The organism is Okeania hirsuta, assembly GCF_003838195.1.
Classification (GTDB): domain Bacteria; phylum Cyanobacteriota; class Cyanobacteriia; order Cyanobacteriales; family Microcoleaceae; genus Okeania; species Okeania hirsuta.
Window position 1 is genome coordinate 1 of sequence record NZ_RCBY01000051.1, and the last position, 26,243, is coordinate 26,243.

Here is a 26,243-nt window from a genome sequence, read left to right on the forward strand (position 1 = left end):
CCATCCAATAGCTACAATCCTTACAGAACAAGGTTTTTGGGGAATTTTTAAGTTATAAAGCGACAAGTCTAATATATAGATACCTTATATACAACGTCTTTACGTCATAGTTAATGAATGTGACTCTATGGGGACTTACACATTTCCCAGTTATCAATGCTATATATAGTGTGTTACTATAGTTTTTGTTTACTACATACAGTATTTTTGCGTAAGTTATATTAATATTAATCTTAATCTTAATTCTTGTCTTGTTTTCTATTCACTTAAAACTCCAAAACTCTCTACCTTATTTAAGTAGAAAATTGCTGTAAAAGAGTTGAGGCAGCAACAAATAGACAATAAAATTTGTTAAAAATCCACAAAAAGTGTTATTATAGAAGTTTTTCAGAATATTGTAGACGTGACTGCAAAAGTTGAGTTAGGGTTTCAATTAACTATGACAACACAAGTATTGCCGAAAGTAAATAGTCTTGGAGACTGGGCATCCTTAGCTTTTGAAAAGCATTTTCAGAAAACCCTCAGACACGAACCAGAGGTACTCAAAGATCAAGACCCAGAGGAACTACATCAAATGCGTGTGGGTATGCGTCGCTTGCGCTCTGCTGCTCAAGGTTTTAGGCCAGTTGTCACTTTGCCAAAAGCAGCTCAAGATCAAAAAATTGGTAAAATTGCTCGTTGTTTAGGGGGTTTAAGAGATTTAGATGTTCTTTTAGAAGCGCTTCAAAATCGCTATCAACCAAATTTACCTCCTCAAGAACAGGCAGAGTTAGAGAAGGTTATGCAGCAATTACGAAAACAACGTCGTCAAGCTTTTAAAAAAGTACGAGGAATACTTGGAAATAAGAATTATCTAATGTTGAAGCAGAAATTACAGGAATGGTTGGATAAGCCAATTTATACAGATATTTCTCGCCTGCCTATTCAAGAGGTATTACCAGATTTATTATTACCTGAAGTTAGTCAATTACTGCTTCATCCTGGCTGGTTGGTTGGTATTGAAACAGAGGATTTAGAAACAAGTGATAATCAGGATTTTTTACTACAAAGAACTAATTCCAAGCATCAAGTTGTCAAAATAAATAATGATGTTTCTTTTATAAGTATTAGCGATAAAGATGAGGAAAATCTACATAGTCTGCGTAAAGAAGTAAAGCGGGTTCGTTACCAGATGAGCTTGTTTACTGAATTTTATGGTCAGACTTATGAAGCTTATTTAAAAGATATGAAAGAAATTCAGGAATATCTGGGTGATATTCAAGATGGTGCTGTTTTAAGAGAATTTCTGGAAAATGTTTTGCAATCTAAAATTGACAAAGTTCTTCCTACCTTAGAGAAGCAACTCCAACAAAATTGGCATCAAGCATGGCGAAAATGGCAGGTTTTGCAAAGACGATATCTTAATATTCAAGTTAGACAAAATTTCCGCTCTGAATTATTGCGACCTGCGATATAAATTCTGGTATATTAGACTTCTTGTAGAGGTAAAATAAAAAACAAAAAAAGAAGTGAATATTTAATTTTTACTTTTGCAAGAAGTTTATTTATCCAAAATTGGTAGTAGGTAAAGATTGAGTAAAAAGCAGAAAAGAAAATATGTATAGCAGTCGAAGCAAAGTTTAGGACATATTAAAAGCTTAAAACTCAGACAATGAAAGATTTTTCGCTCTTTCGGTCCTCTCCTAGATAACTAAGCCCCTTCTTCCTTCTGCTATAAAGAAGATTTATCTCATCTAAAAAAAAATGATGCTTGTTTATCCTGCCTTACTGAGTGGGATTGAATGATGATCAAAAAAGTTTAACCTATTACTAATCTTTTAATTACCTAACCTTTACTTTGTGAGGATAGTCTGAGTACTATGTATATAAAACCAGTATATGTAAACTGGAATGTATAAATATGGCTCAAAGTTCTAGAGCAACTATAGAAACTAATAATTACAATACAAGTTCTGAACGTCATCTACACTTTTTTAATAAAGGAGAAACAATACCTCTAATGTCGCAAGGTGTCTGGCAAATTTGTCAAGGTTTAGTGCGACTCAGTACTCTTTATCCAATAGGCGAAGAAGGTCTACTCGGATGGGGTGGACCTTCTATGTGCTTTGGTAGTTGTTTTTCCCACTTGCAGACTTATCGGGCAAATGCTTTGTCAGATGTTTGTCTAATGTGGTACACAATGATCGAGATAGAGGCTTCCCCAAAATTAGCCCAAGAATTGTTACCTCAATTAGGAAGACGATTTCGGCAAACAGAGGCCTTGTTAGCGATTGTTGGACAAAGACGAGTAGAAGACCGTCTCCATCAGTTATTATTATTGTTGAAGCAAGAATTTGGCCAGCCAGTGACTGATGGTACTCGGTTGAGTATTCGCTTGACTCATCAAGATATTGCTGGTGCAATTTGTACAACGCGAGTAACTGTCACGAGAATTTTGGGAAAATTACAACAGCAAGGATGGCTCAGTAAAGATAAAGATCGTCATCTGATATTAAAAAATGAAGCTTTTGCATACTCATCAGATTTATTTGGATTTGTCAGTAACAATAATAACTAAACTTAGTCTAATAAATTATAGCGCTACGCGCTAGGGAATAGGGAATAGGGAACAGGGAACAGAGAATAGCAAAATGTAAAAGGGTTTTAGGATTAAAAAATGTCCTAAGCAGTTCTTGTAGTTCTATATTAGGAACCTCCACAAATCAAAAGTAAAATCTATTTTTAGATATACACTATTTTCCCAGTTCTGGTTTTCCTCTTTTCTGAAGATATTTATTAGACATAGGCATGATAATAAAAAATCAAATCAATTATCACACAGAAATTATCAATTCTTTCCCCCTACTGCCTACTGCCTACTGCCTACTGCCTACTGCCTCTTTTCCGGAGATATCTATTGCACATAGCGTTGCCTTCGTAAGCGACGTTCTTTCAAGATTAAAACATCTGCCTGATTTTCTTCTCTAGCTACTCTAACTAATAATCCAGCTAGCGACAAACTACCAATCATTGAACTACCGCCATAGCTAAACATTGGCAATGGTAAACCTGTAGTTGGCAGTATCCCAGTCGCAACACCTATATTTAAGAAAGACTGACCTACTAAAGCTATCATTACTCCAATGGCTACAAGTTGATGTGCCATTCTAGTAGCTTTTAAGGCAACTCTCAAAGCAATAATACTGTATATAGCTAATAATATTAACAGTAATAAGGCTCCCACAAAACCAAACTCTTCAGCATAAACAGAAAATATAAAGTCACTATATGGAATAGGAAGAAAATGTAGCTTTTGCTGAGATAAACCGAAACCGCTGCCCCAAATATCTCCAGAAGCGACTGCTAGTAAACTTTGAATTAACTGATAGCCATCCCCCATTGAATCTGCCCAAGGATTTGTAAAAGAAAGAACTCGCCTCCTCTGATAATCATTAATGCTGACGCTAATGGTAGCTAAAAGAAATCCACCTAAAGCAATACCTCCTAGATAAAAGTAAGGTAGTCCTGCTGCAAAGGCAATAAACCATAAAATCATACCACATAAGGCAGTGGTACTTAAGTTTGGTTGCAGTAAGATAGATGCTAGTATCAAAGAAAAAGTACATAACCAAGTTATCCTTACTAACCAAGTCAAGCGATTCCATTTACTATACAAATTAGCTGCTTGCAGCACCAAAAAAGGTTTCATTAGTTCAGATGGTTGAATAACTACTGGGCCTAAAGATATCCAGCGAGTTGCACCATTAATTGTAGTTCCTATTCCTGGTACCAGGGTGAGAAATAGTAGAGTGAGTATTAAAATTATGCCTATTTTGGCAGTTTGCAGCATAGTAGATAAGCGGGTATAAACAATTATATTAAATCCCATCGTTCCTACTAAAGCCCATATTAACTGCCTTTTAAAAAAGTATAGACCATCTCCATATTCTGTTGCACCACTGGAATAGGAGGCGGAAAACAATACTACTAAACCGATAAATAACCAAAGGAATGTGAACCATCGCAATAGTCTAGCTTCTATAGTCCATGTTTGGACTTTGGGGTCGAAAAAGGGAATGAGATAACGTAAATCCATATAATTTTTGTTACGCTTTTGTTGCGTGTTAGGTGTTAGGTGGTAGGTAAATTTTTCTCATCTAAGGCGACAATCTTAATTAATTTACTGTTTATTTTGTGTCTAGAATTTTTTGATAAATGCGATCGCAGCGTTTGGTTTCTACACCAGTTGTTAAGTGATAACCGCTACTTTCATATAATTTAACAGCTTCTTGCAATACTGTTGCTGTTTCTATCCAAATTTCTTGAAATTTACATTCTATAATTTTGTTTTCTAATTCTTTTAATAAAAATTTTCCTAAACCTTGATTTCTGACTTCTGGCAATAAGTACATCTTTCTAATTTCGGCTGCTTTATTACCTCGTGAAATTGTATAATATGCGGCAGTGCCTAATATTTTTTCTTGTTTTTCTATTACCCAAAATTCTCCTCCTACATTTTGATAAAATTTTTCTACTTGTAAGACATCTCGATCTGCATCTTTGGGTTCCCAGTTTAAACCGTATTCTGCCAGAACAGAACTGATAATATTTGCTACTATTTGACGGTCATCTGGTTGCCAATTTCTAATTACAAAATCACGATAATATTTTTTCATAATTTAAGAAGGTTTTAGGTAGAAGGTTTTAGGTGGTAGGTGGTAGGTTAAAGGTTTTATAGCAATCTAAAATGATTTGTCAAAAATCAAAGGATATATAAAAATTCTCAAACTTTTACCCCTGTTACCTGTTGCCTAAATTCAAAGGTTTGTTTACCTGCAATTGAAATAGAATTCCTATAAGCAAATACCACATTGTTTATTTTTAATTTTCAAACAAATAATATCATGTCTGGTAGCATCGGTATTGTATAGCAAAGGTAAGGAAGAAGGAAGAGGGAAGAGGAAAGAAGAGATAGGAAGGCTATTGAGCAAGAAAAAAATCTAAATTTCCTGTAGATATTCACCCTTAGGTTTACACAAACAATTGCGTTCGGACATGATATAAATTATCAAGATACACATTAGTAATCTTGGTTTAAAAAAGTAAAAAATAAATTACCACGCCACCTAATATTTAATACCATTTCTCAAAAATAATACTATATTTATGCCAGACTTTAATGATTAAGTAATTAGTAAAATTCAATAATTTTTTGAGAGATTATTAGCCAGTAGGTGTGTATTACTCTGATGTTTACTACTTCCCTACCTCTGTAGGTGCGTTCACGATAGTTATGCGAAGCTAACGGCCGTTCACCCTTTAAAGTCTATATTCATATAAACCCCATCATAAGAGCTGAGAGCTGAGAGCTAAAAGCTGATAGCTAGTTAACTATGAATGCGTGGTTCGGGATGTAAATTGCTCAGAATTTCACTTTCAAATATTGCTAATTCCTCTAATCTTTCCTCTACTTTTTCTTGTTCAAAATAAGTTGTGGCTAAAATCCAATATATTCCATAATGTCTGGCTTCAGATGCCATTAAACTACGATAAAATTTTGCTAACTCTGGTTCTGGACAGTAATCTGCAAGTAATCCTAAACGTTCGTGACTTCGAGCTTCAATTAAACAGTAAACTAATAATAAATCTAACATTCTTTCAGGTTCATTCCGTCGCACTTTACTATTTAAAGCTGCTCCATAAGGAGGAGAATTTAGAGGAGCTAATGGAATATTACGGCGTTCTAACCATTGGTTTACTTGCTCAAAATGTTCTAATTCTTCTCTGGCAATAGCCGTTAATTTTTTGATAAGTTTCGTACTTGAAGGATAGCGAAACATTAAATTTAAAGCTACTCCTGCTGCTTTTCGTTCACAGTGAGAATGGTCTAATAATATAGTGTCTAGATTGGCGATCGCTTGTTCTATCCAAGCTTGTGAAGTTGGTTGTTTAATATATTTAATGGTTGGTGTTTTTGTTAGTTGCATATTTATTCCTTGTGTTCATTTTCATAACGTTCTTTTGCTGTTTTTTTAAGATTAGCTGCAAGGTCTGGATAATTTTCTAACACTTTTTTCAAGTCATCTTTTTCTAAAATAAATAATTCACAGTAAGTCAATGTGATGATTGATGAAGTACGTCGTTGTTCATATACTAGAGCAATTTATCCAAAAAATTTACATGCACCCATATTCCTGTATATAATACCAGTTTTTTCTGAGAATGCTTGTACTAAACCACGTTTAATAAAGTGCATTTCATAACCCCAATTTCCTTCTCGAACTATATATTCATTAGGTGGTAATATTTCAGGCTTTAAAGCCATTACTATTTCTTCAAAAAAATCTGTAGTTGCTCCTCGAAAAATAGGCACTTTTTCAATTACTTCTTTGTGCAGTTCTAATGCTAATTTCATTCTTAAAGGTTCTGGTAATTCTTCGAGTATGTGGTAATCTCTAATATCGTGATTTTCAATCCATCTATATTGATAGTAATCTCTAATTTTTTGTTGTAAGTCAGATGGGATTTTGTTTTCCCGCATATATGTTTGAATTTGTCCTAACTTTTCTCTATATCTGACTTTTGTAGCATCTAGTTTAGAAATTAATGAAGATACATTGCCAATAATATAGACATACATAGATATTCCTAAGAACATGACTACCAAAGTAAATATTATTTCAATTTCAGTAGTGGGAGTAATATCTCCATATCCTACAGTAGTCAGAGTTGTAATTGCCCAATAAAGGGAATTAATATATTGAGTTCTTATACTTGCTGATTGTAGATAATTACTAATCAACCAAGAATTTTCAGCATTAGATTCCCAACTGCCAATCATAAACCAGATACAAGCTACCCAATGAGTAATTAAAATAATTAGTATGACTAATTTACACATTTTAATCAAAGTAGGGTTAATATTTATATTAGTTTCCCTCCTGTTAAAAATTAGAGAAAATTGGGGTAGTCGTAATAAACGAGGGAATCTCAATAAAGCAATAATAAATAGTGAGTTTGGTACAATTATTCTGGCAATTAAATCTCCGGGAATACTAGCTACTAAATGCCTTGAAAAGAGTCGATCTCGATAATGTTGAGCGATATTTTTTTTGTCTTGAATATATTCTCCGTACTCAAAGTAGCCAATATGAAATCGAATAAACATATCAATAATTAAAATTACATCTCCTATAAGATCTAATATAATCCAGAGACCATCAAATCTATTTTTAAAAGCAATTCTAAATGGGATTATGAAAGCATTATAAAGAGTAATGGATACAATTAATACTTGCCAGAATCTAATAAATTTACTATCGGGATGAAGTGTGGGAATTTTCACTTTATTTTTCTTGAGTAATTATAGGAGGGAACAAGGAACAGGAAACAGGTAACAGGCAACAGTGGGAAAAATATTTCCCTGTCTAAGGTTTATTATCCACATAAGTTCTAGTACCATTTCACTTAAAGTCAGAATTGATATTTTAGGTAGTTAAAATCTCTACTATACAGTAATTTCAGCGTAAGCATTTCAGCTTATTATTTGACTTCATCAGTTACCAACTATTTGTGACACTTTTTAAGTGAATTGGTATAACAAACCCATTATTTTATAGAGTAAAATTAATTAGTGAAGAAGGCAATAGACATAAGAGAATCATACGTTAGAGGCATCAAACTCGCTACCAATTGCTAGCTACCAAATTTTTATGTTGCTGGGGATTTTAATTAACTAGAATAAAATAATTTTTTATCTTTTTCATTTGGGTTTAATACCCCACCGTCTACACGATGTTGACAATTGGTTGGGGTTTGAGTCCCCATCCACTTCTTCCTTCTTCCTTCTTCCTTCTTCCTTCTTCCTTCTTCCTTCTTCAACTATTTTCATTGACTTTTTTTATATCCAAAAATGGAATAAGTATTATAATTTTCCGATGGTATTATACATATCTTGAGCAAATTTTTTCGGGTTCCATAATGGCGCTAAATTTTCTTGCTCTTTAGATTTAACTAATTTATCGACTAATTCCTGACGTAAATGAGGATTTTGACCTAGTTTTACACCCCAATCAATATATTCATTCCATGACCATGCTACGCCGAATTTAATATCTAAATTTTGTAAAAAAGAATAACCCATTCTAGATAAAAATTGCTCTCCGGCAAGAGTAACAACTGGTAAATTAAACCATAAAGCTTCTAAGGTATGAGTACCACCATTATAAGGATAAGAATCAAGCATAATATCTGCTAAAGAATAGATGCTTCTATGTTCCTCTTCTGTAGGAAATATTTCTATAAATTTAATGCGATGAATACTTACACCTTCAGCTTTACAACCTTGATGATAAGCAGATTGAAATACTTCTATATCTCCTAATGCTTTATGAATTAAAATACTATTAGGAACTTGCTTCAAGATAGCAATTTGTGCTTTGACTAAATCTCGGTTAAATTTTCTTCCTGGTGCTAAACAAAGATAAACAATTTGGTCTAAACCTATCCTCTGAGACTTTCTTAAATTAGCTCTATTTGTTTCTATTCTTTGAAAACCAGAAGTTGCTACAAATGAATTTGGCATCCTTACTAATTTTTCTATATAGTATTTATCTCGGTCTTGGGGGTGGGTATATAAATCGCATAGAAAATAATTATTCTCAGATATATAAGGAGCATCAAATCCTAACCAAGATATACAAATTGGTGCAGGTTTATTACTTAAAATTTGTGTATTAATTGGTAAACTCAAAGAATCTAAATCTATCAATATATCTATTTTATCTTGCTGAATTTCTGTAATAATTTCTCGGAGATCGACGCTTCCGTGGGGATATTTTTTCGGTACATATAGTTTAGTAACAGCTTGGCTAAATTTTTTAGTTTGGTCATCTGTTTTGAGACGTTCTGTTGGATATAAATATATTTCTGTATTTAATTTTCCTAACTCTCGAATAATATCAAGGCTACACCAACCGACAGAATGTCGATTAAAATGACTAGAGATAAAGCCAATTTTTAATAGATGATTATTGTCAAAATTAACAGGAGTATAAAAATGATTATTTTGAGGTTTGAGGACAAATTGTCTATAAACTTTCGATACCGATTTGTAGAGGTCAGAGTTGGCTTGAATATCATCTCTTAAATAAGGAACACTAAAAATAAAATTTCCATATAAAGCTTTTATATCGACTACCTTTTTAACAATAGTCATATCCTCTTTCAATTTAGCTTCAAGGTCAAAAAATCTATCTTTAGCAATTTCATTTAAGCCAGATATTTGATAAGTGCTAATCAAATATATCCCAGTCATAATCGGATCTATTTCCCCACATTCCTGATAATAGTTAGTGACTGCTTCCCTGGCAACTACATAATTATTACCATCCCGAAGAATGCCACATAAATGTTGATGTGCTGTAGCATAATTAGGCTGAACTTCAATCGCTTTTTTCAGATATTTAATAGCCTCAGAAAACTTACCTTGACTTCTAAAAATTATGCCAATTTGACTATAAGCTTCTGCTAAATTTGGATTGAGTGTAATTGCCTTTTGCCAACTATCAATAGCTTCATCTAACTTTCCCTCTTCAGCTAACTTATATCCCTGACTTAAATTAACCTCAAACCCACCCAAATTAGGATTTAATTTTAAAGCTTTTTCTTCTGAGGCGATCGCTTCGTCTAACTTGCCCAGTTGCTGCCAAACTTTGGCCAAATTCCAATAAGCAACGGCCATATCTGGTCGTAATTGAATCGCCTTCCTGTAATAAGCGATCGCCTTATCCAGCTTTCCCTGACGAAAAAACATACTGCCCAGGTTAACATGAGCCTGGGATAACTCAGGATTAAGTTCTATGGCCCGATAATATAGATTAATTGCTTCCGAAATTTTACCTTGGGCTTGGATAATATTTGCTAGGGTTACATAAGTAGACGCCCAATTCGGTTCTATATTTAAAGACTGGCGACAACAAGCGATCGCCTCTGATAAATGTCCCTGGGCATAATAAAGTTCTGCTTGTGCTGTTAATGCCTCAGAATTTGGAGTTTGTGAATGGGGAAGACTCGAAGAAATATTCATGGGAAAAAAAAGTCTATGCTATCTAATTAAAAGTTAAAATTTATCATATTTTGTACCTGAGTAGGACGAGAGAATATAGGTCTTTCCTCTAAGGTGCAATATTTGAGTTATCCTATGTTTAGTTTTGGGTAAAAATATTTGATATAGCGATCAGTTATCATCTAGAATCAAAACTTTTAACTGTAATGTTTTGAAGTTTCTTAGCTTTCTTAATCTTAATGCGTAGTGCTATAACTAATATGAAATAGGTTAATGTTTGCTACAGATAATTTATCAAAATATAGAGAGATGGGGAGATAGGAAAAGTCATAAATAGCATAATTACTTGTATTTCATATCAACTTGATATTTTACTATTTCCCTCAACTTTCAGCCCTAAAGCTGATAATAAGTGTAGTATTAATTTTGGTATTTAATATTAAATAAGGAAGATTTAAATGATAGGAAAAAAATTGCATCAACTTCAACCAAAAATTAAATTTAAAACTCAAATAATTCTGGGAATTATTTCATTAATTTTGATATAGCTATAAGTATTCAGCTATCAGTTATCAGCTATCAGCTAGAATCAAAACTTTTAACTGTAATGTTTTGAAGTCTCTTAGCTGTCCTAATCTTAATGCGTAGTCCTATAACTAATATGAAATAGGTTAATGTTTGCTACAGATAATTTATCGGTGGTGGTGCATTGTAATTGTCGTGCATTGCATTATTTTTGTTACGAGGTACGGCAGTGGGAGCATCTTGCTCCCGTGCCAAGCATCCCTTGTTCCTTGTATACCATTACTATGCAGGACTACCAATTTATCAAAATATAGAGAGATGGGGAGATAGGAAAAGTCATAAATAGCATAATTACTTGTATTTCATATCAACTTGATATTTTACTATTTCCCTCAACTTTCAGCCCTAAAGCTGATAATAAGTGTAGTATTAATTTTGGTATTTAATATTAAATAAGGAAGATTTAAATGATAGGAAAAAAATTGCATCAACTTCAACCAAAAATTAAATTTAAATCTCAAATAATTTTGGGAATTATTTCATTAATTTTGACAGTAGGAATCCCGATTTTTATCGATAATAAAATTCCTGCTCAAGCACAAACAGAACAAAAATATGAAGAAAAATTATTTGAAACAGCTCTAGCTTTTACTCTATATTTTGAAGGTGGATTTAGTAATCATCCAGCAGATAAAGGTGGTCGAACTTATAAAGGAATTTTGCAAACTGAATATAATTCCTATAGGCGAAGACGTGGTTTACCAACCTTAGATGTTGCACAAATGTCTGATACCGAACTGATGGAAATTTATCAAGGTTATTGGGATAATAGTAAGTCAGCTACAATGCATCCTGCTCTAGCTGTAGTTATGTTTGATACTGCAGTTAATTTTGGTATTAATAACTCAGTAACTTTTCTCCAACAAGCTTTAGGATTACCACAAACAGGTATATTTGATGCTGTTACTAAGTCAGCATTAGCAGAAGGTAATAATCGAAATACAGCTCTTCAAATGATTAATGAAAGAATTATTTATCGTTATAAAAGAGTGCAGGAAGATTCAAGTCAGATGGCTTTTTTTCATGGTTGGTTGGCTCGTGATTATAGTTTGTGGGGCTATGTAGAAAAGCTCAAAGATCGTTGAAGAAGGAATAGGGAAGAAGGAAGAAGGAAGAAGGTTATTGAGCAAGAAAAAAACTTCAATTTTCTGTAGATATTCACCCTTGGGTTTACACAAGCAATACAAACAGACATGATATGATTAAATATGTGCAATTCGAGAAGTTTATATTAATTTAAAAGAGTGTAAGTTACAGGGAACTCAAATTCCAACTTCCTATTATCTAATATCATGTCCAGATAATTAGTTATGAAAAAAAACCCAACTGTCTATAGATAGCAAATCTCTTTATTCTCCCTACTCCCTACTCGCTTATTTACAAGTATTGTAAGAGAATTCAGCTCTTAGCAGTCAGCTATCAGCAAATAATGAATAATTCCTTATAAGCTTAAAGAAGCGTAATTTGACAGTAAGTTTTAATTGTATCCAAATTTATCAATTGCTTTTACAACCTCTGATCATCAATAGCTGATAGCTAATAGCTTACTGCTGAATGCTTACCAAATATTTAACCAGACATGATATAATTCCATCAGTAAAAAAATTAAAATTATCAAATTTATCTGTATTTTTTACCTGAAAAATTAAAATTATGAATTTAAGGAAACAGGAACATGATGATGAGTAGTATTATTACCATTACCACTATTATTATTATTTAATTTGACATAATGACTAATAAGCTGAGTCAGATGAATGAAAGTCTGAATATCAATTTGACGTGATAATAACATTTCTCGATACTTATTTTCTAAATTTTCCAGCTTATCCTTAACTTCTTCTGGGCATACTTCCGACATAGATTGCCATTCATCAATTAATGCTATGGTATTCTGAATATCTTTCTGATTTTGTTTTTCTTGCAAAATTCGGCATTCTTCTACAAACACCTTTGTCATTTCTTCTAACTTTTCATAAGCTTCTTTAGGTAAATCTCCTTCAATCAACATTGACCTATGTTGGTGCCTTAATTCTTCTACTTCTTTAAGAGCTTGAATTGGATTTTCTTCTAAATTTAAACTAATCTCACTGAGAGCTAAACGGCTATTTTTAATCATATTGAGACACTGTTTATGACGCCACATTCGCAATAAAAATCCGATGATACCTGTAGATATAACAATAATTATACCTGCCTGTAAATCTTGGTTTTCCTCTAAATAGCGCATCCAAACTTGTCTGGGGTCGCCTTGCTCAAATGCTTGCTGAGAACCAGGATGAAGATATACCAATCCACTCTGTAATAAAGAGCGAGCATTTCCGTTAGCAAGTTCTGGGTAAAATAATGAGTATTGTCGAGAAGATGAGATAATTGACCAAGTTAAAAGAGCAATTTTTTCTTTGCTGACATCAGGACGAGTTACTAAAGCAGCAGCAGTAGAAATGGTAGGTAAATCTTCCTTAGGTATTGGTGGTAGAGGAATATAACTACCTTTCGGCATGGTTGCACTTTGATATGATGCTGGAAATTGAATAGTTAAGTAGTTAATAAAGGCAGTTGATATCGGAACTAACCTGAGCAAGGGAGGTGTTGCTAACTCTGCTTGAATTTTTTTACTGCTTCCCACCGGACCAACATAGACGAAAGCATCTATTTCTTTCTGTTTCAGTTTATCCAATCCTTCTCTGATATCAATATCCGCTTCAATAATGTTTAGATTTGTGGCACTAAATAGTCGTCTAGCAGTGAAGTAAATACCGCTTTCCGGAGCGCCAAAAACGACTCGCTTTCCGTCAAGGTCGGTAAAAGTATTGATTTGTGAGTCAGATTGTGTAATTAGATGTAAATATTCATGGGCAAGAACAGCTATTGTTTGGACTTTGCCCATTTTCATTGCTTCACTGGCAACATCTAGTTGAACTAGAGCAAGGTCTGTTTCTCCATTGAGTAGACGTTTGAGGTTTTGTTGCGAACCGTAGGAATCATAATTATCATGGACGGTTATTTTCCCTACTTCACGAGCTGAAATTACTATTTGCCTGCCTATGTTTTCATAAGCACCTCCATTAGCACCAGTAGAAAGGGTTAGACTGTGGCGTTGAGTAGTGCAACTCGTTAATGCGATCGCCCATAAAAATATACCTCCTATTCCGATTAATTTACTAGGTAGTTTGCGATGAGGATATATAGGAGTTGATAATTTCGTAAATATATGCAATTTTTGATCTCCTTAAAAGGAAAAATTTTATGCCTAGAATAATGCGATGATTTATACTTAACTATTAATATGCGCGACTACTAATTTTTTAATCCAACTGTAATTGTATCATGCCCACTTAGAATTATCGGTCTAAAAATATCTTGTTTTTGGCTCAATAGAAGGAAAAAGGAAAAAGGAAGAACCAAAAAATCTTGCGTTGTCTGAGTTTTAAGCTTTTAATATATCCTAACCTTTCCTTCCACTGGTATCAAATAGGATGATCCATAGAACGTACCCACAAAGATTTATTGAATTTTGCTAGATAGACGAAAAAAAAGTAGGACTTTACATCCTACTTTAAAAATAGTGTCGCCGATGCGTGGGTATGACTTGACACTTATCCAAACTATTTAAGCTTCAGCAATTGCGACATTAGCTTCTTGAGTTACTGGATAAACGCTCACTTTTTTCCGACTTTTACCTTTTCTTTCAAAAGTCACCACACCCTCAATTAAAGCAAATAAAGTATAGTCAGTACCCACACCAACATTATTGCCTGCATGGAATTTACTACCACGTTGCCTGACAAGAATATTACCCGCTTTAACAACTTGACCGCCAAAACGTTTAACACCTAATCTCTGGGAATTAGAGTCGCGACCGTTACGAGTACTACCAGTACCTTTCTTATGAGCCATGATTTCCTCCAAATTTTATTACATATAATAGCATCTGTACTTATTCTGCCTGATTTTCTGATTTTTCTTCAGATACAGTTTCAACTTCTGCCGTAGTCTCGGAAACTTCCTCGCTAACAGTTTCTACTGACTCTGGAATTTCTGTAGCTTCAGTTGCTGTTTCTGTAACACTTTCACTAGCTTCTGGAGTTACTGTTGTAGCTGAAGTTTGAGATTCTCCTGCTGCTAATATTTTGCCATTAATACTTATGGAGTCAATCATTAGACGAGTAAGTTCTTGGCGATGTCCCCTTTTTTTCCGAGTTTTCTTTTTAGGCCGCATTTTGTAGACAATAATTTTTTTGCCCCGCAAGTGCCTCATCACAGTGCCTTCCACAAGAGCGCCTTTTACAAGGGGTTGACCAATATGAACATCTCCCTCATGTTGAACTAGAAGCACATTATCCAGAGAAACTTGATCCCCCTCCGCTGCTTGTAGAAGGTCAATATCGTAAAAGCGACCTGCTTCTACCCTCAGTTGTTTTCCACCTGTTTCAATAATTGCGTAACTCATTAAATTTGTGTTGATAGGTTTGCCGTACAGGTAGCTGGTTCTAACGCTAATACCTGAAAGTGGTATTGTAGTTAGTTAAAATGGGCAAATGCCTTGATTTATTTACCAGCTTTTATTATGTCTGAACCTGGTCCGAGCAGGATTTAGACACACAATCTGCAATTATCTCTGACAAACGTAATTTTTGTCAAGTAGCGGCTAATGGCTATTAGCTAGCGCATAACTACGTTAACGCCCCTACAAATTGTATAATGATCTACGGAACTATATTACTCCGAAGCAAACAGATTTGATATTATATCAAATTCCCTCGGGTTCGGTATAAAAAAATGTCCCAACCGATGCGCCATTGTCAAATCTTTCTCGATATTCTCCTCCTGGGAGGGGTTAGGGGTTGGTCCCCCTGTTGCCTGTTGCCTCCCATGTTAAAATCAATAACCACCACCGCTCAATATATCTCCAACAGCTTTACCTTCTAGTATACTAACCGCCCCTTCTAATAGCTTATCTTCGATATATGGTTTGGTAAAGTAACCCTTTGCACCCAACTCAAATGCCATTTCCATGTGTTTTTTTGCTCCACGAGATGTCAACATCGCCACAGGTAAAGTATTCAAATGAGAATCTTTTTGCATCCGAGATAATAACTCGAAACCATCCATCCGAGGCATTTCAATATCACAAAATACCAAATCACACGGTAAACCTGCACGCATTTTTTCCCAGGCATCCTTACCATCCCTTGCTTGTTCAACTCGATAACCAGCTTTACTAAACGTCATTGATAACAATTCACGAACTGTAATTGAGTCATCAACAATTAATACTGTTAACTCACTCTTTTGCTGTACAGGTAAAGATGCCTCATCTTCTTCGCTAGATGACCACATATTACCCTCATCTCGGCGTAGTCTTCCTGTTGCTAAGTTAATTAATTCAATGACATCCGCGATCGCGACAATATTACCATCCCCTAAAACTGTTGCTCCAGCAATACCGATAGGTTTAGGTATCGGACCCTCTAATTGTTTAATTACAATTTCCTTCTGTTGTTCTAAAACTTGATCGACTTGCACCGCCAAAAATATGCCAGCAGAAGCAGAGCGCAAAACAACAATTGAAATCATATCTTCCTCGGCATTAATACCATACACATTACCGCGACGGAGATGACGATTATAAACAAGCAGCTCTCGTAAGTGACGGAAAGGCAACTTTGATCCACGCCATTCTATATAGTATTGCCCATTTTCTTCTGCTTTAACTTCCTCCTTAGACACTTTAATCATATCCTCTACCCCATCCATCGGAAAAGCAATCCAAGAGCGATCGCTAATACAACATAATGCTTTTGAGATACTCAAAGTCAGAGGTAAGCGAATTGTAAATATTGTACCCTTACCAATAGTAGAGTCAATAGAAATAGTACCTCGAATTTCGGTTAAATTAGTTTTCACCACATCTAACCCAACTCCACGACCTGAAAAATTATCAGCCTTATCTTTTGTACTAAAACCCGGATGAAAGAGCAAATCATAAACATCAATGTTAGACATCCCTTTAGCTTGTTGTTGAGTAATTAGACCTTTTTCTATCGCTTTCTTCTTGACTTTTTCGGCATTAATTCCCGCTCCATTATCTGCCACCGAAATCACCGTTTGATTACCTTGGTGAAAAGCACGAATTGTGATTTTACCTTGACGAGACTTACCTGCTGCTAGACGTTGTTGAGGTGTTTCAACTCCATGAGTTATGGCATTATTAATTAGATGCTTCATTGGGTCAGAAAGCTTATCCTGAATCATTTTATCAATTAAGGTCTCTTTCCCTTCTACCTGTAAATTCACCTCTTTGCCACATTCCATTGAAATGTCTCGCACAGCACGAGGTAATAGTTGTACTGTTTGAGAAAATGGTATCATTCTTGCCTTGTTTAACCCCTCTTGTAGTTGAGTTGTCACCTGTCGGAGTATACGAGTTACTTTTTCTGCGTCATCAACCAGAAATTCAATGTCAGAAGAAGACTCTCGTACTCGGACTATATATTCTATGGTTTCCTGAGCCAATAAATGGAAAGGGGTGAAGTTTTCCACCCGGTCAAGATCGAGAGAGTCTTTAAACCCTTTTTGTGCTACTTTTACCACCGTACTTTCGGGCACTGTAGTAGTAGAATGATGTCCTTGACGATTGTCCCAAATTGCTCTTTCTAAAAGTGTTTTTTCATACAAGTCGTGCATTCGTTGTCCAGCATCACTGAGTAGCATTACCTGATGGAGCAGGTTATCTAGAAACTGGCGCATTCGTTCTTGACCTTGTTCTAAACTATTACGATTGACTACTAGTTCACCTACTAAGTTACTGAGATTATCTAGTTGCTTTGCAGGTACTTTGACTGTTTGTTCTGGAGGGCGTCTATTTCGGCGAGGAGTATTAGTAGTAGAAACCCCACTAGATTTATAAGTATCTATATTAGGAGTTTCTAATAATTTATCTAAGTCACTAAAGGGATCTTCTTCTGGTAGTTTTTTTGTGATACTGGCAGCTTTATGGATAGGAGGAGTTTTTTCTACAACTGCTATATTTGATTTGAGTTTTGAATTAATTTCTGTACCATTTAATAGTTTTTCTAGTTGTACAAAAATATTATAATTATTATCTAATTTTTCTCCATTTAGTATTGCTTCTAATTCAATAAATTCATATTCTTCTGATTCTATTTGATTTTTAGCTGTTAATTGTTGATTTTTTTCTGACTCTAGAGAAGTTGTTTCACTCACTACATCTTCTAACAACTTATTTAAGTCTACCGTTTCATCTACAGTTTCATGGTTTTCTACGGTAGGCCACAAATCTTCTATATTTACTGAAATTTCTGAATTTTCTTGAGGTTCATTATCGCTCTCAATTAAATTATCTAATGATTCATTAGAATCTAAGTTAATAAAATCTAGGTTTGGATCGTCGAATAAACTATTCAAATCATTGTTATCATCTTCCCAGTTTATCTGCTCCACATTGATTGATTTTTGTGAGTCTGACAAATCTACATCTTCTCGATCAAATCCTTTGGAAAAACTGGATGTCAAATCATCTGATTCTATTTGATTTTCTTGTTGTTCATTTACTGTGTCTAAATCTTCAAACAGTGCTTCTAAATCGGCTACTTTTGAGTTTAAATCATTTTTGGTTTGAATTTGGCTTTGATTATTTTCTACTTTTACATCATTTTTAATTTTTTTCCCTTCATCTTGGATTCCCAATAAATCACTAAAATCTTCATCTACCTGATATTTTTGGTTTATTTTTTTAGAAATTGATTTGATATTTTTTTGCAGATTATTTTTGGGTAAATCCACTTGTAAATCCCTGTCATTTTCAGAGTTTTTTACATCTTCTAATGCTGCTAAATCTCCCTGATTTATAGCATTGAATAGGTCATCCAAATCTTCTGTCTGTTTTGCTTTACTATTATCTAGTTTTAAGTTAGTATTTTGCTTGTTAACATTACTCTGATTTTGTAGTGTCTTTTCTGTACTTTTACTAAACAAATCTGACAAATCTTCGTCTACTGGAGTTAAAAATTTAAATTCATTGTGATTTTTAATTTTGGATGATTGTACAACTTCATTAACATCAAATAATAAGTCAGACAAATCACCAGAATCATCCCTCTCAATTTCAGATATTTTTAACTCCCCTCCTTCCACATTACCTTTATCTAGTATTTCTTCTTCTTCCCAACTAGAGTCTAGTTCTGGTGTTTCTCCTTCAAATAAATCTGCTAAACTATTTAGTTCTGTTACTCCAACTTCTGGTCCTTGCCTTACTTCTTGTTTATCTCCTATTAAGTCATAGTTATTATTATCTATATCCCTAGCTTCTAAGCTATTAAACCAGTCATTTATAGACTCTTTTTTTTGAGTTAATATATCATTTTTGTTGTTTATTCTCTCATTAATATTAGTTTGGTTCTGTTGATTTTTTGTTTCATTTAACATATCTATTTCACCTATATTTTTGTTTATATATTCTGCGTTTTTCGTTAAAGTTTTTAAATTTTCATCTATCACTATTTCTTGCTCTCGATTATCTCTAATTAATTCTTGAGCTTGTTTCAAATTTTTAATTATGTTATGAGCAAGAGTATAGTATGTATTTTCCGTGTTAGCGATAGCTTTTTTAATCGCCTCTATTAATTTCAACCAATTTGATGACACATGTTCTTGTCTGCCCTGACCTGCTAAAAAATCACATATATTTTTCAATTTATTCCTTGTACTGGCATCATCATTTTGCTTGAATAAAAGCAACATTTCTCGCATTTTTTCTGAGACTTCTGCCATAAAAAAACTTTGTTTGTCAACATTTAATTCTGGTATTTTTCCTATAGTTATTCCGTGAGTTTCTCCTGCTAAATCATCTAGATGTTCTTCTAACTCTTGAAATACCGGCTCTAATTTTTCTAGTTTAGTTTTTTCTTCCTTTTCTGTTAAACCAGAGTTGGAAAGTTGTTCTAATAAGTCTTGTAAAGTATCTAAAACACTTAAATATAAAGATTCTAATTTATTATCTACTTTAATGGAAGTTTCTCTCAGGATTTTAAAACTATCTTCTAATCTATGAGCAATATTTCGTACACTATTAATTTCTAACATAGCAGCCCCACCTTTAACAGAATGAGCCGCTCTAAATAATTCGTTTAATAGTTCTCGATCTGCTATAGTATTTGGTAAGTTTAATATTCCATGTTCTATAGTATTGAAGTGGTCTTTTGCCTCCTCAATAAAATAGCCCATAATTTTTTGTGTTTGTTCTGTTTGCATATTTTTTATAGTTCTGGATTCAACGGGATATTTTTTCAACTACTAACTTTTGTTTTGCATCGATTGAAAAATATGCTGATAATTTATTTGTTCACATACGTTCATTAATATTTTGACTTTATTGATCTGCTGGATCTACTCGGAAACGTTCTACTGAAGTCAATAAATCTCGAGCAATACCCACTAAATTTTGTAGCGAGCTATAAACTCGTTGAGATTCTTGAGAAGTTTCTTGAGCTGTCAATTCTACTGCCTGCATCACCTTTGATACTGATTGAGCCACTTCATTTTGTTCTACTGTATCTGCAGCGATAGAACGTACTAACACATCAATTCTTGTTGTAACTTGAACAATATCTTCCAGAGACTGCTTTGCTTCCTCTGCCAACTCCGTTCCTTTAATAACATGCTGAGTTGCTTCTTCCATTCCAGTCATCACCCCTCCTGTTTCAGTTTGAATTTGCATCACTGTGTGTTCTATATTCTTAGATTCTTTAGCTGATTTATCTGCTAACTGTCTGACTTCATCTGCTACTACTGCAAATCCTTTGCCTGCTTCTCCTGCCCTAGCTGCTTCAATACTGGCATTCAATGCCAACAGGTTTGTGCGAGAGGCAATACTAGAAATTGAACCTACAATCTTAGAGATTTCCTGGGTAAACTCTGATAAACGCTTCACTCTTCGAGTTGCATCTGCCACACCTTCTCTGATTTGCAAAATACCAGCTACGGTACGGTCTACTGTCTCCCCTCCTTTCAATGCTAAAGCTGCTGCAGACCTTGCTACATCTTCAGTTTCGCGAGCGTTTTCAGCCACCCTTTGAATAGCATCGGTCATTACTTGCACAGACTGTAGAGTCGCTGCCAACTCTTCTGCTTGTCGCAAAGCATCTGTAGATAAACCTTGAGCAAAAGTCGCACTATCCATAGAACCCCTACTCACTTTTTGAGCAGCTTCTTTTACCTGATGTACAATTTCCCGCAAATTTTGAATTGTTAAATTAAACGAATCTGCTACTGCTCCCAACACATCAGCTGTAACTTCTGCACTAACAGTTAAATCTCCACGAGCTGCTCCTTCTACATCATCTAGTAAACGAATCACCTGCCTTTGTAAGTCTTCTTTGGCTTGTTCATTTTCTTCTGCCTTCCTTTGAGCATCGGTGTAAGTTGCCTGAATAACCTTAGCCATGTGGTTAAACTTGGCAGCAAGTTTGCCAAATTCATCTTCTGAATAAACTGTTGCTCTAGCTTTTAAGTTGCCGTCAGCAATAATATCGAATTGAGTATGTAAATCTTTGTTAGCTCTTTCTATTTGCTTTGTTGTGAGACTACCAAGACCATAAGCAGTTAAAAAGCTACTGATTCCTGCGATACCTGTCATAATCCAACCAGTGCCACGCAAATAAGAAATTACTTCTGTTTTTTGTTCTTGATACGCTCTGTAGGAAACAACATTACTGACAAAAGCTACTACAATTAAGGATACTAGTCCTGTTCCTATGGCTGTGTATAGTTGTTTTGTAGATAGTGAAGCATTTTCCCAGAATGCCAACCCACCTTGTTCAACCATTACAGTTGTATCTACTGCCTCTCCTTTAATTTTACTGAAGGTTGGGAGTTGATTATCTATTGGGATAGTTTCTTCATTATCAATTGCGCTACGATCAGTTCTGTTGTCAAACAAGGCTCCTGTTGTACCACCTACCACCATTCCTGTGTCCATTGCTTCTATATTATTAGATGCTGCAGTACTCATATCGGGAGCTGTCATATCGGTCGGCATTTCCATCTCATCAGTTAGAGACTCATACTCTTCAAAATCACCAAATTCATCATCTTCTAGAAAACCATTTGCTTTTCTACCTTTAGTATTTCCTTCTTCATCTATATCAAAAGCTTCGCTGAATCCTGCTTCATCAAATTCATTGATCTCAAAACTATCCAGTTTTTCTGTTACTCCTGTACCTACATCTTCTATATTATTCCATTGATTATATAATCCGTCTTCTAATTCATCTATTCCATCACTTATTTCACTTATTTCACTTATTCCACTAATATCTTCAGTTTCTTCCCATCCGAAACTATTATTATTTCCCGTCAACAAAGTAGCTTTATCTAAACTTGAAAAATTATGGTTATGGTTTTTATCTTCCGTTTCTGGAGTTATTCGTAAATGAGAATTACTGCTTTTTATGTTATTTGTTTCTCCAGTAATCATCCCTTCTGAATTATCTAAAATTTCATCTATTACGTTCTCAAAATCATCATTAAGTTCATCTAAGTCTAAGTCTTCTATTCGATGATCTATTTCTAAATCTGAATAATTTTTTATATCTTCATACTTTGTTCTGTCATCTTCTGCTATTTCTTCTTGCTGCTTTTTCCAAATTTCATCTAAGTCTTCATTCAAAGTAAACTCTGAGATTTTTTCAGATATATTTTCTCGGCCATCACTACTATTTAAAACAGCATCATTTAGCAAATTTTTGGTTTCTTTATTATTTTCTATAGGTAACTGATATTCTAATTCTTGGTCATTTTCACCAAAAGGTTCTTCATATTTTGTGAAATCAGATAACTCTTCTACATATTCATCTTTTTGATTAGTAAGATTACTATTTGTACTAAAAGGGTTATTTTCTTCATCTGTCAGTTCCAAATCATCTATATCTTCCAAATATAATTTATCAAATTGATCAAAGTCAAAATTTTCTTTTATTAATTCATCGTTATTTTCATCCAGAAATAGTTCTTTTTCCGTAATATTTTCCAAGTCTTTTGCATCTAATTCTAGGCTGTTTTTATCCAGAAATAATTCTTTGTTTGCTATAGATTTTTGAGAGTTATAAATCTCTTCTTCCATAGCCACTTCATCCAGATTTTTATCAAAGTTAATATCTTCTATAAATTCTTCTGATTCACTAGTAGTGGGATTATTTGTAATAAATCCTTTACTATCACTTATACCTTGTTGAGCATAGCTAATAAAATCTGGGTCGTCAGTTAGGTCTAATACCGAATGATATTGCTCTGTTGCCACATCATATTGATGGAGTCCATAACAATATATATGACCACAAAGAAGACGAGCACTAGGGTCTTCTGGATAATCCTGAATTAAGTTATAAACTAAAGCTGCTGCTTCTTCATAATTACCCTGACTGTAGGCATCTTCTACTTTTTGATAATCTTGTAAAAAGTCTGTGCTGGATGATGTCATGCTGTCCCTCTCTCAATATAATTTTATTATTTTTTAGTTTTTTAATTTTATTGTTGACGGAATTGGGAATCAGCCTCAGTCAGAAATTTTAATATATAAACAACTCAATCAAACAATTATGTTGACTTACCAATTTTGACTTTTATTTAGGCTGCCCATCGAGCCGAACGAATAATTGCTTCTTGATCCAGTAATCTTAAAACCTGTTCTCCCTTTTCATCAAAAATCCACTCTCCTTTTAAAAAGGGAGCCATGCCATCTGCAATATTTGTGGACATTTTTAGCTTCTTTTCGTCAAGCCACTCCATTTCCACGATTCGTTCAACTGCTAATCCTAATATAGTGTCTTGGTCTTCTACTGCAATTACAGGAATCTCAGATTTATCTGTATTGATTGGGATTTGATCTCCGAGGAATTGACCTAAATCGGCTACCCAAATTACTCGTCCCCTTAAATTTATCGTACCTAAAAGTAAAGGAGAAACATTTGGAATTACTGTAATACCTTCTGGAGATTGAGAGATAACCTCTCGAATATCCATTGCTGGTAAAGCGAACTCATTGCCTGAAGGTAGATAAAATCGCAGATGAAGTTCTCCTTCAGGATTTTCTAGTTCTTGAATCCCCGTACCTTGGCCTGGTAAAAAGTCTTGATTTCCAACCATAGTTTTGAACAATTTCCTATCTTCTTAACAATTGTTTAACTGTTCCTACCAGTTCTGTGGGCTGAAATGGTTTAGCAATGTAAGCATCTGCACCTTGCTTTAAGCCCCAGTAACGGTCAAATTCTTCTCCCTTAGAAGAACACATAACTACTGGAATATTCTTAGTTTTAGGATCGGATTTAATCCTCCGACAAACTTCATACCCGTTCATTCTTGGCATCACAATATCTAGTACCACTATATCTGGTTTAGTATTCTTAAGTCGTCCCAAAGCTTCTACTCCATCATTAGCTACAGTAACTGCTAATCCACTATTTTTGAGAAGTTGGGAAATCATTTCTCTTTGGGTAACGCTATCTTCTACAACTAGAACTTTACTCATTTTTTTCTACCTGATAGCTTTGGTTTGGATTTATGGATAATTAAAACATATATATTTATTAACATTTTCTAGATTGGCTTTTTGCCCTAGCTGAATTAATTTAGATTTATAACCAGCAATAAATATCTATTTGGTTCAAAATTTAACTTTTTGGTAAATCTGATTTATGATCACAGTATTGGTATTTATTAACTGGTTTTATCTACTTAATAAGTGAGTTTTTTGCTATAATAATCACCTAGATAGGTGTATATTTAGCTATGATAGTTATGTATAAATTCAATACATATTTTATTGCATAAGATCGATATTATACTTTAATTTGACAACTTAATAGTGGACAATTAATCACTATTCTCTTTAGCTTAATGTAATATAGTTGAACCAGAAACTTTGTCTGTATTAAGTTCTAATATCAAGGCTTTTGGCCCGCTGACTAAAATTCAGATGGTAGCCAATGGTACTTCAAATGATATTATATTTCCTCTTGACAATCTTCTATAAAATATGTGTATATCTCTAAAATGTTTCAAATTTTCTTGTTTTTGTATTTAAGTCAAAAGTCAAATTAAATGTAAATTTTGTCATAAATATTTTCCTAACTCTAATCTCGAACAGATTATTACTTTGATTTTCTGATTATGGATTAAGTATTTTGAAATTTTGAAAAAGTTTTGTCAACTTGATAGTTTATGGCTATTCCTGGTCCAATGTACTGTTCTACCAACATTAGTAATTCACTTTCTCCAAAAGGCTTGGTCAAGTAGTGCGTAGCTCCAACTATTCTGGCCTTAACCCGGTCTATAAACCCTTCTATACCAGTGAGCATAATAATAGGTGTTTGACGAAATGCTGTGGAGTTACGTAGCATTGCACAAATTTCATAGCCATCTAGTTCAGGCATAGCAATATCGCATAGAATTAAGTCTGGCTTCATCAGAAATACTTCACCTAATGCTTTGAGAGGATCGCTTAAGCTGGTTGCTTTATAACCATTCTGATTGAGAATTAATTCAACCTTTTCCCGAATAATTACATCATCATCAATACACACTACTTTCTGAATTTTTGTTTCTCGTTGTAATGGCTTTGGTTTTTTGATCGTGCTTGTTTCTGAAGATTGATCAATTAGTTGCACTATCCCTTTTTGCACAAATGGATAAATAGCCTTGGCTACTGTTAATACATCTCTGTTTAGATATCTAGCAATTTGCTGCATAGATGTCTGGCCATCTGACCAATTTTTTAATTTATTATATATGTGGGGTTGTAATGCTTTCTGTAACTGAGCTGGATCTGCAATGACTGGACACTGTTCAGCAGAGTGAATATATGGAGAAAACTGATTCCACTCTTGTATTTGCTTGATAATTTTGGCCAACAACGAGCTGATTTCAAAGGTTGTTAACTGAGGTGTGAGAGCTGGACTAAGATCGAAGATAAATGATCCTCGACGAAGACTTAGTAAATTAAAGAGAGTTTCACGAACCATATTATGGATAATTCCACGTCCCTGAGCTGGTGTAAGAATTCCTTTTTCCAGAAAAGCCCATAAATATCCATATTCAGGTGCATGAACAGACGCAAAAGAAGGAACTTTAATATTGTCAATCTCTTGATCTGCTTTGTAGCGACGTAAATAGTCTCTTAAACGAGATAAGCTACCCGCACTTTGGGTGGCATAGATTATTTTACCATTGAGAAAGAAGACAAACCAAGATGGTTCTGTGGGGAAGTGGTGTTGGGGTTCGGCAACATTATTGTTAACTGATGAGCTGTAAGATTCCACAAACAGTTCACCAGTTCGCTGACCTAACTCTATAAGTTGCAGGATGCTGCGGATATCAATTTCACTCAAATTTCCCTGCATGCAGCTTGTAAAATATAACTTTTGATGAACAATTTATAATATATCTAGGGAAGATTAATATACCCTCTCATTTTTTCAAAAACAAGCAAGTATTATAATCAATAAGAATAAGCTTTGAGATAGTTAATGTTATCTTAGGGAAAACTATATAAACTATACTCTTACTTGACTACTTATGTCTCAAGCGCGGATGT

The 26,243-nt window shown here is 34.2% G+C and carries 17 protein-coding genes and 1 pseudogene; 3 read left to right on the forward strand and 15 right to left on the reverse strand.

Features of this window, described 5'->3' with window-relative positions; translation table 11 throughout:
- The first annotated feature begins 439 nt into the window (after positions 1-439).
- Positions 440-1,456 carry a CHAD domain-containing protein gene (locus tag D5R40_RS11135; RefSeq protein ID WP_124147076.1) on the forward strand — a complete coding sequence of 339 codons (1,017 nt, stop codon included), beginning with the start codon at positions 440-442 and terminating at the stop codon, positions 1,454-1,456.
- Positions 1,457-1,900: 444 nt separating this feature from the next.
- Complete coding sequence (locus D5R40_RS11140; RefSeq protein WP_124154660.1) at positions 1,901-2,557, forward strand: Crp/Fnr family transcriptional regulator; 657 nt, start codon at positions 1,901-1,903, stop codon at positions 2,555-2,557.
- 336 nt (positions 2,558-2,893) lie between these two features.
- Here D5R40_RS11140 and D5R40_RS11145 read toward each other — a convergent pair whose 3' ends face one another.
- From D5R40_RS11145 to D5R40_RS11165, 7 genes are all read right to left on the reverse strand, one after another.
- Complete coding sequence (locus tag D5R40_RS11145; RefSeq protein WP_124154661.1) at positions 2,894-4,075, reverse strand: FtsW/RodA/SpoVE family cell cycle protein; 1,182 nt, start codon at positions 4,073-4,075, stop codon at positions 2,894-2,896.
- A 91-nt stretch (positions 4,076-4,166) separates the two neighbouring features.
- Complete coding sequence (locus tag D5R40_RS11150; RefSeq protein ID WP_124154662.1) at positions 4,167-4,655, reverse strand: GNAT family N-acetyltransferase; 489 nt, start codon at positions 4,653-4,655, stop codon at positions 4,167-4,169.
- Positions 4,656-5,366: 711 nt separating this feature from the next.
- Positions 5,367-5,966, reverse strand: coding sequence for a MiaE family protein (locus D5R40_RS11155; protein ID WP_124143455.1), 600 nt, complete (start codon positions 5,964-5,966; stop codon positions 5,367-5,369).
- Between the two features lie 2 nt (positions 5,967-5,968).
- Complete coding sequence (locus tag D5R40_RS40940) at positions 5,969-6,097, reverse strand: hypothetical protein (RefSeq protein ID WP_275670286.1); 129 nt, start codon at positions 6,095-6,097, stop codon at positions 5,969-5,971.
- Between the two features lie 45 nt (positions 6,098-6,142).
- Positions 6,143-7,324 (reverse strand): cyclic nucleotide-gated ion channel, encoded by a 1,182-nt coding sequence (locus D5R40_RS11160; RefSeq protein ID WP_240038787.1) that lies wholly within the window; start codon positions 7,322-7,324, stop codon positions 6,143-6,145.
- Between the two features lie 386 nt (positions 7,325-7,710).
- Positions 7,711-7,860 (reverse strand): hypothetical protein, encoded by a 150-nt coding sequence (locus D5R40_RS35040; protein ID WP_161564354.1) that lies wholly within the window; start codon positions 7,858-7,860, stop codon positions 7,711-7,713.
- A 43-nt stretch (positions 7,861-7,903) separates the two neighbouring features.
- Positions 7,904-10,066, reverse strand: a complete 2,163-nt coding sequence (locus D5R40_RS11165; protein ID WP_124143456.1) for an O-linked N-acetylglucosamine transferase, SPINDLY family protein — start codon at positions 10,064-10,066, stop codon at positions 7,904-7,906.
- A 971-nt stretch (positions 10,067-11,037) separates the two neighbouring features.
- Here D5R40_RS11165 and D5R40_RS11170 point away from each other — a divergent pair.
- Entirely contained in the window at positions 11,038-11,715 is a 678-nt protein-coding gene (locus tag D5R40_RS11170; RefSeq protein WP_124154663.1) for a glycoside hydrolase family 108 protein, read from the forward strand.
- A gap of 566 nt (positions 11,716-12,281) precedes the next feature.
- Here the strand turns inward: D5R40_RS11170 and D5R40_RS11175 are convergent.
- From D5R40_RS11175 to D5R40_RS11210, 8 genes and pseudogenes are all read right to left on the reverse strand, one after another.
- Entirely contained in the window at positions 12,282-13,850 is a 1,569-nt protein-coding gene (locus tag D5R40_RS11175) for a TAXI family TRAP transporter solute-binding subunit (protein WP_124154664.1), read from the reverse strand.
- A 392-nt stretch (positions 13,851-14,242) separates the two neighbouring features.
- On the reverse strand, positions 14,243-14,530 hold the full coding sequence (gene rpmA / locus D5R40_RS11180; protein WP_124143459.1) for a 50S ribosomal protein L27: 288 nt from the start codon (positions 14,528-14,530) through the stop codon (positions 14,243-14,245).
- Positions 14,531-14,693: 163 nt separating this feature from the next.
- Positions 14,694-15,083 (reverse strand): annotated as a pseudogene (gene rplU / locus D5R40_RS11185) (50S ribosomal protein L21); the annotation flags it as partial.
- 431 nt (positions 15,084-15,514) lie between these two features.
- Entirely contained in the window at positions 15,515-19,906 is a 4,392-nt protein-coding gene (locus D5R40_RS11190; protein ID WP_124143461.1) for a hybrid sensor histidine kinase/response regulator, read from the reverse strand.
- Between the two features lie 118 nt (positions 19,907-20,024).
- The gene (locus D5R40_RS11195; protein WP_124143462.1) at positions 20,025-23,132 is read right to left on the reverse strand and encodes a methyl-accepting chemotaxis protein; all 3,108 of its coding nucleotides are present in this window, start codon (positions 23,130-23,132) and stop codon (positions 20,025-20,027) included.
- Positions 23,133-23,278: 146 nt separating this feature from the next.
- Positions 23,279-23,797, reverse strand: a complete 519-nt coding sequence (locus tag D5R40_RS11200) for a chemotaxis protein CheW (protein WP_124143463.1) — start codon at positions 23,795-23,797, stop codon at positions 23,279-23,281.
- Between the two features lie 16 nt (positions 23,798-23,813).
- Entirely contained in the window at positions 23,814-24,179 is a 366-nt protein-coding gene (locus tag D5R40_RS11205) for a response regulator transcription factor (RefSeq protein WP_124143464.1), read from the reverse strand.
- Positions 24,180-24,825: 646 nt separating this feature from the next.
- Positions 24,826-26,049: a response regulator gene (locus D5R40_RS11210; RefSeq protein ID WP_124143465.1), complete on the reverse strand. Its 1,224-nt coding sequence runs from the start codon at positions 26,047-26,049 to the stop codon at positions 24,826-24,828.
- Positions 26,050-26,243 lie beyond the last annotated feature (194 nt).

Coding starts and splice junctions, on each gene's coding strand:
- D5R40_RS11190 (WP_124143461.1), bottom strand. CDS start 19,906: ATGCAAACAGAACAAACACAAAAAATTATGGGCTATTTTATTGAGGAG.
- D5R40_RS11205 (WP_124143464.1), bottom strand. CDS start 24,179: ATGAGTAAAGTTCTAGTTGTAGAAGATAGCGTTACCCAAAGAGAAATG.
- D5R40_RS11170 (WP_124154663.1), top strand. CDS start 11,038: ATGATAGGAAAAAAATTGCATCAACTTCAACCAAAAATTAAATTTAAA.
- D5R40_RS11210 (WP_124143465.1), bottom strand. CDS start 26,049: ATGCAGGGAAATTTGAGTGAAATTGATATCCGCAGCATCCTGCAACTT.
- D5R40_RS11135 (WP_124147076.1), top strand. CDS start 440: ATGACAACACAAGTATTGCCGAAAGTAAATAGTCTTGGAGACTGGGCA.
- D5R40_RS11150 (WP_124154662.1), bottom strand. CDS start 4,655: ATGAAAAAATATTATCGTGATTTTGTAATTAGAAATTGGCAACCAGAT.
- D5R40_RS11165 (WP_124143456.1), bottom strand. CDS start 10,066: ATGAATATTTCTTCGAGTCTTCCCCATTCACAAACTCCAAATTCTGAG.
- D5R40_RS11200 (WP_124143463.1), bottom strand. CDS start 23,797: ATGGTTGGAAATCAAGACTTTTTACCAGGCCAAGGTACGGGGATTCAA.
- D5R40_RS11155 (WP_124143455.1), bottom strand. CDS start 5,966: ATGCAACTAACAAAAACACCAACCATTAAATATATTAAACAACCAACT.
- D5R40_RS11140 (WP_124154660.1), top strand. CDS start 1,901: ATGGCTCAAAGTTCTAGAGCAACTATAGAAACTAATAATTACAATACA.
- rpmA (WP_124143459.1), bottom strand. CDS start 14,530: ATGGCTCATAAGAAAGGTACTGGTAGTACTCGTAACGGTCGCGACTCT.
- D5R40_RS11195 (WP_124143462.1), bottom strand. CDS start 23,132: ATGACATCATCCAGCACAGACTTTTTACAAGATTATCAAAAAGTAGAA.
- D5R40_RS11145 (WP_124154661.1), bottom strand. CDS start 4,075: ATGGATTTACGTTATCTCATTCCCTTTTTCGACCCCAAAGTCCAAACA.